The organism is Bradyrhizobium sp. WSM4873 (assembly GCF_055811355.1).
Genome location: NZ_JBVVPS010000007.1, coordinates 86,661 through 100,930 on the forward strand (window position 1 = coordinate 86,661; position 14,270 = coordinate 100,930).

Below are 14,270 nucleotides of genomic sequence, written 5' to 3' on the forward strand. Positions count from 1 at the left end.
GTTATCGGTCATGATGAACCTTGCCGAATATCGTCATTCCAACGCGCGTCTTGCCGACTTCCTGCCTTGGGCCGCCCTGGTCGATGAGGGCATCGTCCTGAACAAGGATGGCTCGTTCCAAAGAACGGCGAAATTCCGTGGCCCCGACCTCGACAGCGCAGTGCCGGCCGAACTCGTCGCCGTCGCCGGCCGTCTGAACAACGCCCTGCGCCGCCTCGGATCGGGCTGGGCCGTATTTGTCGAGGCGCAGCGCCATTTTGCGGGAGCCTATCCTCCGAGCATCTTTCCGGATGCCGCATCCGCGCTGGTCGATGCAGAACGCAGGGCCCAGTTCGAAGAGGCGGGTGCCCACTACGAGTCCAGCTATTTCCTGACTTTCCTCTATCTTCCACCAGAGGAGGGCACAGCGAAGGCAGAGCGATTGCTCTATGAGGGGCGCGATCGCACTCTCGGAGCAGACGCTCGCGAAGTGCTCCGCGGTTTTGTCGATCAAACCGGCCGCGTGCTCGGGCTTCTTGAAGGGTTCATGCCCGAATGCACCTGGCTCGATGATCAAGCCACGCTGACGTACCTGCACTCGACGATTTCGACCAAACGTCATCGCGTCCGCGTGCCCGAAATTCCGATGTACATCGATGCGCTGTTGGCTGACCAGCCGCTGACCGGCGGGCTCGAACCGATGTTGGGCGCAGCCAATCTGCGTGTCCTCACGCTCGTCGGCTTTCCGGGAGCGACGACGCCCGGAATTCTGGATGACCTCAATCGCCTGCCATTCTCATATCGCTGGTCGACGCGCGCGATCATGCTCGACAAGACCGATGCCACCAAGCTTTTGACCAAGATCCGCCGGCAGTGGTTCGCCAAGCGAAAGTCGATCGGCGCCATCCTCAAGGAGGTCATGACGAACGAGGCGCCGACACTGCTCGATACCGACGCCCACAACAAGGCGCTGGATGCCGACGCTGCGCTACAGGAACTTGGTTCGGACCAGATCGGACAGGCCTTTGTCACGGCAACGATCACCGTCTGGGATGCCGATCCCAATGCTGCCGATGAAAAGCTCCGCCTGATCGAGAAGGTCGTTCAGGGCCGCGATTTCACCTGCATGATCGAGAAAGTGAACGCCGTGGAAGCCTGGCTCGGCAGTCTGCCCGGGCATGCTTATGCCAATGTGCGGCAGCCCCCGGTGTCGACCCTCAACCTCGTCCATATGATTCCGATGTCGGCTGTATGGGCGGGCGAGGCGCGGGACCTGCATTTTGGCGCTCCGCCGCTCCTGTTCGGCAGGACCGAGGGTTCAACCCCGTTCCGGTTTTCGCTCCACGTCGGTGACGTCGGTCATACCCTTGTGGTGGGCCCCACAGGTGCGGGCAAGTCCGTCCTGCTCGCCCTCATGGCAATGCAATTCCGCCGTTACCCGAACTCCCAAGTGTTTGCGTTCGATTTTGGCGGTTCGATCCGGGCAGCCGCGCTCGCCATGGGTGGCGACTGGCATGATCTCGGTGGTGCCTTGTCTGACGGAGAAGATCAGCCCGTCGCGTTGCAGCCGCTGGCCTGGATCGATGACCCGTCCGAGCGTGGATGGGCCACCGAATGGGTCGGCGCGATCCTGGCACGCGAAAAGGTCGAGATCACCCCGGAGGTCAAGGACCATCTGTGGTCGGCACTGACGTCTCTCGCTTCCGCGCCGAGGGAGGAACGTACGCTGACGGGCCTGTCGGTCCTTCTGCAATCGAATGCCCTGAAACGCGCCCTGCAACCCTATTGCCTCGGCGGTTCGTCCGGGCGCCTGCTTGATGCCGAGTTCGAGCGCCTTGGCGAGTCCTCCGTCCAGGCGTTCGAGACCGAAGGCTTGATTGGAACGAGCGCGGCTCCGGCTGTGCTGGCCTACCTCTTTCATCGCATCGGCGATCGTCTCGACGGCCGTCCCACACTTCTCATCGTCGATGAGGGTTGGCTTGCCCTCGATGACGAGGATTTCGCCGGCCAGCTCCGCGAATGGCTGAAGACGCTTCGCAAGAAGAACGCCTCCATCGTCTTTGCCACCCAGTCGCTATCCGATATCGACGGCTCCGCCATCGCGCCCGCGATCATCGAAAGTTGCCCGACGCGTCTGTTGCTGCCGAACGAGCGGGCGATCGAACCGCAGATCACTGCCATCTACCGCCGCTTTGGCCTCAACGACCGCCAGATCGAGCTACTGAGTCGGGCTACACCGAAGCGGGACTACTATTGCCAGTCCCGCCGCGGCAACCGGATGTTCGAGCTCGGACTTGGCGAAGTTGCGCTCGCCTTTACGGCGGCCACTTCCAAGACCGACCCGGCTGCCATCGAGCGGCTGCTCGCCGAGCACGGGCCTGACGGCTTCGTGCCGGCTTGGCTTCAGCACCGCGGCGTCACCTGGGCTACCGACCTGATTCCCAGCCTCCTCAATCTGGAGAAGTCACAATGATGCGCCTCGGTCTATTCGCCGTCGCTGGCACGATCGCGCTGACGCTTTGTGTCGCGGCGCCCGCACAAGCGCAGTGGATCGTCTTCGATCCCAACAATTACGTCCAGAACGTGCTGACCGCCGCGCGCGAACTGCAGCAGATCAGCAATCAGATCACTTCGTTGCAGAACGAAGCGCAGATGCTGATCAATCAAGCCAGGAATCTGGCAAGCCTGCCGTACTCCTCGCTCCAGCAACTGCAATCCTCGATCCAGCGGACTCAGCAACTGCTGACGCAGGCCCAGCGCATTGCCTACGACGTCCAGCAGATCGACCACGCGTTCTCGACCAGCTATGCGCCGGCGAGCGGCAGCCAGTCCAGCCAGCTGCTGATCACCAATGCCCAATCACGGTGGCAGAATTCTGTCGCGGCGTTGCAGGACGCGCTCCGGGTTCAGGCCGGCGTCGTGGGCAACCTCGATACCAATCGCGTCCAGACATCGGCCCTCGTGACGTCGAGCCAGGGTGCCAGCGGCGCACTGCAGGCGACGCAGGCCGGCAACCAGATGCTCGCGCTTCAGGCGCAGCAACTTGCCGATCTCACCGCCACTGTCGCGGCACAGGGCAGGGCGCAGAGCCTCGAAGCAGCACAGCGCGCGGCAGCCCAGGACCAGGGGCGAGAACAGCTCCGGCGGTTTTTGACGCCGGGGCAGGGCTATCAATCCCAGGACGTGCGGATGTTTCACTGATGACCGACACAGGCCCATTCAAGGCGTTGTCGCTGCTCATGTCGGTCGGGGTGCTGGTTGTCGCAGGCTGCGGGATTCAGCTTCGTGGCGGAGAAGATATGTCTTCGCCGCCCAAGGCAGAGCAGACCAAAGGCGCTGACCCTTCCGACCTCGCCCGCTGCCGCACCATCTCTTCGGAAGATGCAGCGGACTATCAGCATTGCCAGAAGGTCTGGGCCGAAAACCGCCTTCGTTTTTTTGGTAAGCGGGACGGTGCTGCCGCTGCAGAAGCTGGCGTGACAGCCGCGCCAAAAGACCAGAGCCGGATTCCGCAAGGAGATCCGGCCGCCGGTGTGCCCAAGGAAGCTAAGCCATGACCGGTACGGGCATCATCGACCAGTTCCTTGAGACATTCACCCGCTACATCGACAACGGCTTCGGGCTTTTGGGTGGCGAGGTCGGGTATCTCGCGACGACGCTGGCCGCCATCGACATCACGCTTGCCGCGCTATTCTGGAGTTGGGGCACCGACGAGGACATCATCGCGCGTCTCGTGAAGAAAACGCTATTCGTTGGGGTCTTCGCGTATCTGATCGGAAATTGGAATAACCTCGCACGGATCGTCTTCGAGAGCTTTGCCGGCCTCGGGCTGAAAGCGTCCGGTTCGAGCCTCTCCGCGTCAGACTTCCTGCGGCCGGGAAAGATCGCGCAAGTCGGGCTCGATGCCGGAAGGCCGATGCTCGATTCGATCTCGAACCTGATGGGCTACATCAGCTTCTTCGAGAATTTCGTGCAGATCGTCGTCCTCCTGTTCGCCTGGGTCGTGGTGCTGCTCGCCTTCTTCATATTGGCGATCCAGCTCTTCGTCACATTGATCGAGTTCAAGCTGACGACGCTGGCCGGCTTTGTGCTCATTCCCTTTGGCCTGTTTGGGAAGACGGCCTTCGCGGCGGAGCGGGTCCTCGGCAACGTCATATCCTCCGGGATCAAGGTCTTGGTCCTGGCCGTCATCGTCGGCATTGGCTCAACCCTCTTCTCACAGTTCACGGCCGGTTTTGGCGGCGCGCAGCCTACAATCGAAGATGCGATGACCCTCGTGCTCGCGGCTCTCTCCTTGCTGGGTCTCGGTATCTTCGGTCCCGGAATCGCAAACGGCCTGGTATCGGGCGGACCCCAGCTCGGCGCCGGCGCCGCGATCGGGACGGGCCTTGCTGCCGGCGGCGTCGTTGCGGCAGGTGCAGGTCTTGCCGCCGGTGGTACTGGTTTGGCTGGGGGTGCGCTCGCAGGTGCAGGGCGCGGCGGAGCTTCCTTCGTGAGTGGCACATCCGCAGCTTATCGAAGCGGCGGCCTTGCTGGTGTCGCGGAGGCCGGTGGCTGGGCTGCCATGAGTCCATTGCGTCGAGCCGCGGCCGCATTCGCCGGCAGCGGGCAAGCGAGCGAGCCGGCCGCAAGCACGTCCACAGACGGGCAACCCGATTGGGCGAGGCGCATGAAACGCGCCCAGACCATTCGGCACGGCGCGTCGGCGGCCGGTCATGCGGTGCGCTCCGGCGATCATGGCGGCAGCGGCTCTTCTGTCGATCTCTCGGAAGGAGAGCGCTGAGAGGCAGCCAACCCGCTGGTTCGCCGGGCGCTTTGCAGCGGCGCAAACGGCACACTGCGACACTTTAAACCAATCACTCGATCTCAGGGGCAGCTATCCATGTTCAGACGACCTTCCGTTCACTACGGGCGCATGCCCGAACCTGTCACGCCCTACCAAAAAGCAGCGCAAGTCTGGGACGAGCGCATTGGATCGGCACGCGTGCAGGCCAGGAATTGGCGCTTGATGGCCTTTGGTTGCCTCATGCTCTCGGGCGGGCTGGCCGCTGGACTTGTTTGGCAATCAGCACAGGGATCAATCACGCCCTGGGTCGTCGAGGTCGATCGCCTGGGCCAGGCTCAACGGGTTGCGCCAGCCAACGTCGATTATCAGCCCACGGACGCTCAGATCGCCTATCACTTGGCGCGCTTTATCGAGGATGTCAGAGGCTTGCCGGCCGACGGCATCGTTCTGCGCCAGAACTGGCTGCGAGCGTATGATTTTACGACCGATCGTGGCGCGGCCGCGCTCAACGACTTCGCACGCAACAACGATCCATTTGCCAAGCTGGGTAAGGCGCAGATCTCCGTTGATGTCTCAAGCGTGATCCGTGCGTCTTCGGAGAGCTTCCGCGTCGCGTGGACCCAACGCATCTACGAGAACGGCTCATTGAGCGCGACCGAGCGCTGGACCGCGATTCTAACGGTCGCAATCGAGACGCCGCGCAATGCCGAACGCCTGCGCAAGAATCCCCTTGGCGTCTACGTCCGCGCCATCAACTGGTCGAAGGAGTTGGGTCAGTGATCAAGACGACGCGTGACATGTGTTCAAACGGTCCGATCCAATACCGCAGGTTTAGCTCGAGCACATGCAAGCTCGCGGCTTTGAGGCGAGCCCTTTTACCAGCTCTGCTGCTTGGCACGTCGGTGCTTGGTGGATGCGCGACCTACATTCCGCCGGAAATTAGCTATGACGCCGAGGTCCCACCGCTGCCGGCCTCTCCAGTGTCTCTGGACGACCGACCTCGGCCGCTGCACGTTCCGCCGCTCTGGAAACCCGTTCTCGGCGGCAAGTCGGGGGCCAAGGAAGAGGTTGAACCCGTGAGCCGGATTGAGACCGCAAATAGCGCGGCGCGAGTCGAGCCGCGCAAAAGGGGATACTTCAACGCTGCGCAGATTTACGCCTTCAGCCCCGGGGCGCTCTACCAGGTCTACGCCGCTCCCGGACAGATCACGGACATCGCGCTGGAAGAGGGAGAACAACTAACGGGATCTGGACCGATCGCGGCCGGAGATACCGTGCGCTGGGTCGTGGGAGATACTGAGAGCGGGAGCGGGGATACGCGTCAGGTCCACATTCTGGTGAAGCCGACCCGGGCCTCGATCGAGACCAATCTTGTCGTCAATACCGACCGGCGCACTTACCTGATCGAGCTCCGCTCACGGGAGCGGCCGTACATGCCGTCTGTGGCCTGGTACTATCCGGAGCCGGTTCGCGAACGATCGCGCTCGGTCGCCCTCAGGCCCGTCATTCCTGATCCAGCGCAGCGTGTCTTTCGCTATGCGATCGAGGGCGACAGTCCACCCTGGCGGCCGCTCGCAGCGTATGACGACGGCCGAAAGGTCTATATCGAATTCCCGCAAGGGATCGTCCAAGGCGAGATGCCGCCACTCTTCGTCATCGGCCCTGACGGCAAGACCGAACTGGTCAACTATCGCGCCTACCGCAATGTGCTGATCGTGGACCGGCTGTTTGCAGCAGCAGAACTGCGGCTGGGTGGTGAGCACCAGCAGAAGGTCAGAATTGTCAGGACCGACGGGAGGCCGTCGTCATGAACACGCAGAACGAAAATAATCCTGAGGGGGCCATTCCGCCGCAAACACCGGAGGAGCAATCCAGGAGCTTCCGCCTGCGCGCCGAACCTCCGCGGATCACGCGACTGTCCCGCAAGGTTCTCGCCGGCGGCAGCGCTGTCGCCTTGCTTGTCGTCGGCGGAGCCGTGTTGTGGTCGCTCCAGAGCAATCGCTCCCGCAACCAAGCGGCCGACGAGCTCTATAGCACCGATCATCACAATCTCGCCGACGGCATCGAGGCGCTGCCGAAGGACTACACTGGCGCTTCACGCCCAGCCGTGCCGCAGCTTGGGCCGCCGCTCCCAGGCGACCTCGGTCGACCCATTCTGGCGGCTCAAGGCCAGTCGCCGATGACCGGCGGAGATGCGGAACAGCAGCGCCGCGATCAGGAGAGCGAGGCGGCCCGTATCAGCCATCTGTTCGCTTCGACCAATGGGAGAGAGGTGCGTCCGCCCGCCGCTGCGGCTGTTGGAGGCGAGCGCGTGCCGCCGAACGCCACGAGCACCAGCGACGAAGGACCTGCGCAAAACGCGCAGGACCGAAAACTTGCCTTTGTGAACGCTTCTGTGGACCGCCGCACGGTGAGCCCTGACCGCGTCAGCAGGCCCGCTTCACCATACATTGTGCAGGCCGGGACGGTGATTCCGGGAGCACTGATCACCGGGATCAGGTCAGACCTTCCCGGCCAAGTCACGGCGCAGGTGACCGAGAATTTATACGACACTCCGACCGGCCGCTTTTTGCTCGTGCCGCAGGGAGCGAAGCTGATCGGCAGTTATGACAGCCAGGTTTCGTTCGGTCAGTCGCGAGTGCTGCTGGTCTGGACCCGGCTCATCATGCCGAACGGCCGCTCGATCATTCTCGAGCGGCAGCCCGGTGCTGACAGCGCAGGGTACGCGGGGGTGGAAGACCAAGTCGACAACCATTGGGGTGAGCTGTTCAAGGCTGCGGCACTATCGACGCTTCTGGCTCTCGGGACGGAGTTGGGAGCTGGTTCGGAATCCAATAACAACGACAGTGCAATCATTCAGGCATTACGGCACGGCGCCTCCGACTCAGTAAACCAAACTGGACAGCAGGTGGTGCGGCGCAGCCTCAATATTCAGCCGACGCTGACCATCCGTCCGGGGTTTCCCGTCCGTGTGATCGTCAACCGGGATCTCGTTCTTGCGCCATACGGAGGATGACGACAATTATGGCCAAGCTCAAGATTGGAACGCTTCCCGACGACAAGCCTGTCAAGCTCAATCTCGAATTGCCAGCTTCAGTGCATCGAGATTTGGTTGCCTATGCGAATGCCCTCGCGAGGGAATCTGGCCAACCCATCAATGATCCGGCCAAGCTTGTCGCACCTATGCTGGCACGGTTCATGGCCGCGGATCGAGGATTTACGAAGTTACGGCGCGCGTCTCAGTCTGGAGCCGGAGGGGGATAGCGTTCGGTCAGAAGCGCGAGAAAGTGTTTGAGCGCGATATTTTCGTTGTCGCGCCTCCAGCTCGCTGAAAAGCCGATGCGGCTTGGCCCCGATCCATCTCGCAGCTCACGATAGATCAAGCCTGCAAATTTAGCGCCGACATCCGATTCCGTTACGAGACTCAAACCCAAGCCCATGCTGACGAGACTCTTAATAATCCCACGGCTAACGTCATGCCGTTCAATCCTCGGACGGTGCTCCAGCGACACAAGCTTTGAGATGAGTAAATCCTCAAATTCCGCGCCAGGATCGTAGTGGCTCAATATAAGTGTTTCGTCGCGCAAGTCGGTCCAGAAGACGGCCTCTCGGTCAGCGAGCCGATGTCCCTCAGGAACCGAGACCAAGATACGCTCGCTCCAGAGTGATAATTTCTCATCCGCGGGAAACGGAATTGCTCCCGTCATAATGATTGCGTCAAGAGTCCCAGTCCTCAATGCATGTATGAGACGTGTTCGGGAACGCTCGACGGTCGCGAGTTCGATTTCCGGGAAGCGTCTTTTGAATTCGAGCAAACTTGCCCTCAAATTGCCCGCAGACATCGAAGTATAGAAACCGATGGAAAGCTTTCCTCCACCCGCTTCGGCGCTGGGATCCCCCATTGTCGCAAGTACTTCCACTTGCTCCAGGATTAACTTGGCTATGCGAAGGACATTTCGTCCCGTGGACGTGGCCCTAAGTCCTGCGCTTGATCGTATAAAAAGTGTGGCGCCAAGGAGATGTTCGAAGCTTTTGACAGATCGACTTAGCGCAGAATGGCGCACTGCAGTACTTTCCGCAGCTGCACGAAAGCTTCCATGGTCGGCTGCCGCAATGGCGGAGCGCAGATGATGCAGTTCAATTCGAGCCGCTTGGGTAGGCCTCAATGTTCGCGTTGTCTTCCTATGGTTCATGCGATCTATTAACTCCCTCACGGAAAGGAAGGAAAAGACTACTTCGGGTTGCGCGCGGGATGGCGCACTTAGATCAGAATGATCCGGAGATCAAGGGGAGGTGATCGAAAGCGCGCACCAGGCGGACACGGGCGGAGATTTTCGTAAGCATGAAGTGATGCTATGGGGCTCGTAAGGCGCCTAAAGCCCTGGCATTTTCGTTTGGCCCATTAAGGTTGTGCGACCGCGAAGCGGCCTGCCAACGCCAGATTAAGAGCTGATCGCACATTGCGACATCGACACAAGTGATGGTGCCGATGCCGCTTTAATGACGGAGTGCAGAGCTCCGAGAAACTGATCGCCATGGTCTGCGAGTACGTCCGTATGGACTTCCCTGGCTTAGGGGATGGATACTGGTCAGGCATGGGTCTGAGAATCAGGCGCCACAAAAATGGGCCGTGTCCTCTGGCACTAAATCGGTGTCTTGCTATTGCGCCGGGTGCCCGAGGTGCGAGTGCGTACTGGCGTGGCTCCGCCATCGTCCAAAGTCTTCAGGACATGTTGCCAGAATGACTCGGGGGCCTGCGCCAGGCGAAACTTAGGTCTAAAGACGTGGATCTCGATTGGGATATGCCATTCCTGGCCGCCTGCCGCGACTAGGTCACCCGAGGCAAGCTGATCGGCGATCAAGCTTTCGGGCAACCATGCCATGCCTCGGCCGGCCTGCACCATTGTCACCAGTAGCTTGGCCAAATGCGAAGTAAACGTGGTGCGCAGATGCGCCTTCATAGGCGAGGTCGCAAGGACCGCTTCGAGAATCTTTCCCATACCTGATTCCGGACGGAAGCTGAGAAACTGCACCGGCGCATTTTCCGTCCCCGGAAGCTTGAAGCGGGGTTTCCGGCTTCGTCCCGATAGCGGCACCGAAGCGGGGATCAAGCGGTCGTTACCGACATGAAGCGAGCGGAAATGCGACGGCATCAATGCGGTCGCGGCGGATGGGTGATGGTGACAAAGCAGAAAATGGGCCTCGCCCGCGAGGAGCGTTCGTTCGCAGGCATCCATGTGGTTGGCGACAAGCTGCACATTCGGCACGAACGAAAGCTTGGTTTCGACACGGCGGAGCCAATCCGGAAAAAACGTCAGCGACAGCGCATTGGTTGACGCAAACTTCAGGACGTCCGACGCGCCGCGGGCCCGCTCCTGGGCTTCGAGGCGCCCGGCGGCAAGCCGGCGCAAAATATCCTCGGCGGTCTGCAGGAAAACCTCGCCGGCCGAGGTCAGACTGACGGTGTGCGTGGTTCGGTCGAACAGTGGCGTTCCAGTCCACAATTCAAGCGTTTGGATCCGGCGGCTCAGGGCCGGCTGGGAGGAATTTCTCTGCTCGGCCGCACGCGAAAAGCTGCGCGTGGCGGCGACCGCGATGAAGTCGTGCAGCAAATTTATCTCCATGAACTAACTCCCGGCCAATCGGGTGCGCTTATGCACGTCATGCATAATGATATCAGATCCCGGCATTGGATTTCCAGTATTGCGCGCGGCACGGTCCGAAAAGAGGTAAAGGAGAAAGCTGCGATGACCGCGCGTACGCTCTACGACAAGCTGGTCGATGCGCACGTGGTGCGGAAGCTCGACGATTCTGGCCTCGTGCTGCTTTACGTGGACCGTACGGTGCTCAACGAATACACCAGTCCGCAGGCATTTGCCGGATTGCGCGCAGCAGGACGCAAGGTCTGGAAGCCGTCTGCGGCCCTGATGGTCGTGGATCATGTCAATCCAACCGCCGAGCACCGTACCCGTGACATTGCAGACCACGACGCAGCACGACAAGTCAAATTCTTCGCGGACAATGCCAGGGATTTCGGCATTGAGTATTTCGACATTCTCGATCCGCGCCAGGGCATCGAGCACGTGGTTGCGCCCGAGCAGGGCTTGGTGATGCCGGGCATGGTAGTCGCCGCCGGCGACAGCCACAGTACGGCGTACGGCGCATTCGGCGCGCTCGGCTACGGCATCGGAACCTCGGATATCGAGCACTATCTTGCGACCTCCACGGTCCGCTATCGCCGTCTCAAGACCATGCGGATCGCGTTGACCGGACACGCGCCGCTCGGGGTAACCCCAAAGGATATCGTGATGGACATCGTCCGCCGTATCGGCGCGGACGGCGCCACGGGCTATGCGGTGGAATTCAGTGGTCCTGCTGTGTCCGACATGAGCGTTGAGGGGCGGATCGTGCTGTGTATTATGATTGTGGAAGCGGGGGCGCGGGGCGTCGTGATCGCCCCTGACTGGAAGGTGCTGGAGTATTTGCGGGACCGCCCGCGTTCTCCGAAGGGCGAAATGTGGAAGCGCGCCGCAAAGTGCTGGTTGAACCTAGGCTCCGACCCGGACGCCCGGTTCGATCGCGAGGTAGCGCTCGACGTCGCCGATGTGTCGCCATTGGTGACATGGGGCACCAGCCCGGATCAGGCGATTGCGGTAACCGACAATGTCCCCGATCCCGGGGGCCAGGGCTCACCTGGCCGCAAGGCGGCGGCAGTACGCGCACTTCACTACATGGGCCTGACGCCCGGGACTCCCATACAGTCCGTCGCGATCGATTTCGCGTTCATCGGATCATGCACGAATTCGCGGATCGAAGATCTTCGGGATGCCGCCGAGATTTTCAGGGGCCGTCACGTCGCGCATGGCGTCCGCGCCATCGTGGTTCCCGGCTCCACGCAGGTCAGGGCACAGGCCGAGGCGGAAGGGATTGCAAAGGTGTTCACCGACGCCGGTGTCGAGTGGCGGCAGTCCGGCTGCTCTATGTGCCTCGCGATGAATGACGATGTGCTGAAGCCGGATGAACGCTGCGCTTCATCCACCAATCGCAACTTCGAAGGCCGTCAGGGGCCGGGGGTGCGAACCCACCTGATGAGCCCCGCCATGGTCGCCGCCGCGGCGGTGACCGGACGCATCACCGATGTACGCCGGCTGCTTGGGGAGCCGCGCCGATGATCCCGTTCGATCGCGTCACGGGCGCGGCCGCGCCGATGATGGCGCCAAACATCGACACCGACGTGATCATGCCAAAGATGTTTCTCAAGCGCATCGACCGCAGCGGGCTTGGCGAGGGCGCTTTCAACCTGCTTCGCTTCAGGGAGGGAAAACCCAATCCAGATTTTATCCTGAACCGGGAGGGCTACCGCGGGGCGCGCTTCCTGGTCGTTGGCCCGAACTTCGGTTGCGGGTCAAGTCGGGAGCATGCGGTCTGGGGGCTGCAGCAACTCGGCATTCGCGCCCTGATCGGCACTAGCTTTGCGGGCATTTTCAACGACAACTGCGACAATAACGGGCTTCTGACGATCAGTGTCGAAGAGATACTTGCGAATGAACTCGCCTCCATCGTCAGCGAGGCCGCTTGCAACGGTCTCTCGATCGATCTCGCGCAACAATCGATCCAACTCGATCGGGGTGCCCGCAGTATCACCTTCGATATCGAGCAGGCGAAGAAGGAAGCGTTTTTGACGGGCCGCGACTTCGTCGGCTCCACACTGCTATTCGCCCACGACATCCGCTCCTTCGAAGCTCGGCATCGCGCGGCAAATCCTTGGATCTTTGACCGGGATGGCATCTGAGGTCGCGGACTCTCATGCGGGTGACCAATGATCGTAAATAAAGGAGGAATTCTTGGCTGACACCACATATCGCGTGGCGGACACGGCGGAACAATCGGCGCTCAAAGGAATTGCCGCGATCAGCATCGGCCCGCTGCCGATCGGGATCTATCTGGCTGCGGTATTTGTCTCCGGGGTGGCAGTTTACAACGGAAAATTGCCAAACGACGTGATCGGGGGACTCTCGGTTCTGATGCTGCTCGGGTTTTTGCTGGGCAAGCTGGGGCGAACGATCCCCGTCCTGAAGCAGATTGGCGGCACCGCAATCCTTTGCCTTTTCATCCCGTCGGCTCTGGTCAATTACGGCCTGATACCGGACGCCGCCTTGAAAGCCATCACGACAACTTTCCGCACGGCCAATTTTCAGTACTTCTTTATCGCTTGCCTCGTCGCAGGCTCGATCCTCGGGATGCCTCATCGCGTGTTGATTCAGGGCTTTATTCGAATGTTCGTCCCGCTTTCGGTCGGCACAGTTGCGGCGGTTTCCGCTGGCATTGCTGTCGGATTACTGTTCGGTCACAGCCCGAAGGACACGTTCTTTTTCATCGTAATCCCGATCATCGGCGGCGGCCTCGCTGAAGGTGTGTTGCCCCTTTCCATCGCGTATTCAGAAATATTGCAGCGGCAGCAATCCGAACTGGTCGCGCAAATGGTGCCGGCGGCGCTGCTCGGAAACGTTGTTGCGATTGTCAGTGCCGGGTTGTTAGCACGGCTCGGTGAGAAGCGCCGTGATCTTAGTGGTCGAGGAACGCTGGTCAAGACCGGGGACGACGACCTTCTCGGGGAGGCGCAGCCGGATCGTCCAATCGATCTCTCTCTGCTCGGCGCGGGTATCGTGTTGTCGTGCGGCTTGTTTGTTTTTGGCGTCATTTTGGCCCCCTACGCGGGCATCCCTGGGCCGATCATGATGATTATTGCTGCCATTGTCCTGAAGCTGACCCGGATATTGCCGAACGAGATGGAACTTGGCGCCTATCAAATCAACAAGTTCATGTCGACAAACCTGACGTTCGCAATCTTGGTCGCGATGGGAACGCTACTCGTCTCTTGGCAACAGCTCATCGCATCGTTCAATCCCGGATATATCGGGATTTGCACGGCGACCGTTCTGACGATGATCTTGTCTGGCTTCTTCGTCGGCAAATGGTTGAACATGTACCCGGTGGAGGCGGCGATCGTGACCGCGTGCCATTCCGGACTTGGTGGCACTGGAGATGTCGCGATCCTCGGCGCAGCCGATCGAATGAACCTGATGGCATTCGCTCAGATTGCCACACGTGTCGGAGGAGCAATCATGATCGTTGTGGCGACACTATTGATGAAGTGGATGTTCTGACCTCTCCCTGTGACTGGCGGCGCTCGCCATACCACGCTGAGCGCCGCCGCTTTTCTGCTGGTCGGCTCGCGGTCGGGTCATAGCTAGTCCATCATGCCCGGAGCCAAGGAGCCGTTACTTGCAGGTTTCTACTTGAGTGCATCATTGTCGCACTTAGGAAAACAATGCCGCGAACTGCTTTCCCATACGAAGGTCGAAAGTACAGATGAGGCGATAACCAGCGGCCCAAGTTTCTCGTTCAGCGTGGAAACCTTACGAGCCTCTTCATCGGCCCGGCAGGAAAGCAAACGCGGAACGCCCGTGAACAGGTGTAGTGCCGATTGATTTCTCTTCCGCAC

General features: G+C 60.8%; 13 protein-coding genes. 11 read left to right on the top strand and 2 right to left on the bottom strand.

Annotated features, from left to right (window positions below):
* Positions 1-10: 10 nt before the first annotated feature.
* The 8 genes from trbE (at position 11) to AC0L21_RS12810 (ending at position 8,029) form a co-directional block, all read left to right on the top strand.
* Positions 11-2,452, top strand: a complete 2,442-nt coding sequence (gene trbE, locus AC0L21_RS12775) for a conjugal transfer protein TrbE (RefSeq protein WP_473261826.1) — start codon at positions 11-13, stop codon at positions 2,450-2,452.
* Positions 2,449-3,180 (top strand): P-type conjugative transfer protein TrbJ, encoded by a 732-nt coding sequence (gene trbJ / locus AC0L21_RS12780; RefSeq protein WP_473261828.1) that lies wholly within the window; start codon positions 2,449-2,451, stop codon positions 3,178-3,180. The genes trbE and trbJ overlap by 4 nt, the downstream gene beginning before the upstream one ends.
* Entirely contained in the window at positions 3,180-3,536 is a 357-nt protein-coding gene (gene trbK-alt, locus AC0L21_RS12785) for a putative entry exclusion protein TrbK-alt (protein WP_473261830.1), read from the top strand. Before trbJ ends, trbK-alt begins: the two co-directional genes overlap by 1 nt.
* Complete coding sequence (gene trbL / locus AC0L21_RS12790) at positions 3,533-4,762, top strand: P-type conjugative transfer protein TrbL (RefSeq protein WP_473261832.1); 1,230 nt, start codon at positions 3,533-3,535, stop codon at positions 4,760-4,762. The genes trbK-alt and trbL overlap by 4 nt, the downstream gene beginning before the upstream one ends.
* 99 nt (positions 4,763-4,861) lie before the next feature.
* Positions 4,862-5,545 carry a conjugal transfer protein TrbF gene (trbF, locus tag AC0L21_RS12795; RefSeq protein ID WP_473261834.1) on the top strand — a complete coding sequence of 228 codons (684 nt, stop codon included), beginning with the start codon at positions 4,862-4,864 and terminating at the stop codon, positions 5,543-5,545.
* Positions 5,542-6,576, top strand: a complete 1,035-nt coding sequence (gene trbG, locus AC0L21_RS12800; protein WP_473261836.1) for a P-type conjugative transfer protein TrbG — start codon at positions 5,542-5,544, stop codon at positions 6,574-6,576. Before trbF ends, trbG begins: the two co-directional genes overlap by 4 nt.
* Entirely contained in the window at positions 6,573-7,781 is a 1,209-nt protein-coding gene (locus AC0L21_RS12805; protein WP_473261838.1) for a TraB/TrbI/VirB10 family type IV secretion system protein, read from the top strand. Before trbG ends, AC0L21_RS12805 begins: the two co-directional genes overlap by 4 nt.
* Before the next feature lie 8 nt (positions 7,782-7,789).
* Positions 7,790-8,029: a DUF2274 domain-containing protein gene (locus tag AC0L21_RS12810; RefSeq protein WP_473261840.1), complete on the top strand. Its 240-nt coding sequence runs from the start codon at positions 7,790-7,792 to the stop codon at positions 8,027-8,029.
* Here the strand turns inward: AC0L21_RS12810 and AC0L21_RS12815 are convergent.
* Positions 8,005-8,958, bottom strand: coding sequence for a LysR family transcriptional regulator (locus AC0L21_RS12815; RefSeq protein ID WP_473261843.1), 954 nt, complete (start codon positions 8,956-8,958; stop codon positions 8,005-8,007). The genes AC0L21_RS12810 and AC0L21_RS12815 overlap by 25 nt on opposite strands.
* Positions 8,959-9,408: 450 nt before the next feature.
* Positions 9,409-10,389: a LysR family transcriptional regulator gene (locus AC0L21_RS12820; RefSeq protein WP_473261845.1), complete on the bottom strand. Its 981-nt coding sequence runs from the start codon at positions 10,387-10,389 to the stop codon at positions 9,409-9,411.
* A 123-nt stretch (positions 10,390-10,512) separates the two neighbouring features.
* Between AC0L21_RS12820 and leuC the strand changes: the two genes are divergently transcribed.
* The 3 genes from leuC to AC0L21_RS12835 are packed head-to-tail and all read left to right on the top strand — an operon-like array spanning position 10,513 to position 13,932.
* Positions 10,513-11,937 (top strand): 3-isopropylmalate dehydratase large subunit, encoded by a 1,425-nt coding sequence (leuC, locus tag AC0L21_RS12825; protein ID WP_473261847.1) that lies wholly within the window; start codon positions 10,513-10,515, stop codon positions 11,935-11,937.
* A complete protein-coding gene (gene leuD / locus AC0L21_RS12830; RefSeq protein WP_473261849.1) occupies positions 11,934-12,557 on the top strand; it encodes a 3-isopropylmalate dehydratase small subunit in 624 nt (207 codons plus the stop codon). Before leuC ends, leuD begins: the two co-directional genes overlap by 4 nt.
* Before the next feature lie 52 nt (positions 12,558-12,609).
* The gene (locus AC0L21_RS12835; RefSeq protein ID WP_473261852.1) at positions 12,610-13,932 is read left to right on the top strand and encodes a 2-hydroxycarboxylate transporter family protein; all 1,323 of its coding nucleotides are present in this window, start codon (positions 12,610-12,612) and stop codon (positions 13,930-13,932) included.
* Positions 13,933-14,270 lie beyond the last annotated feature (338 nt).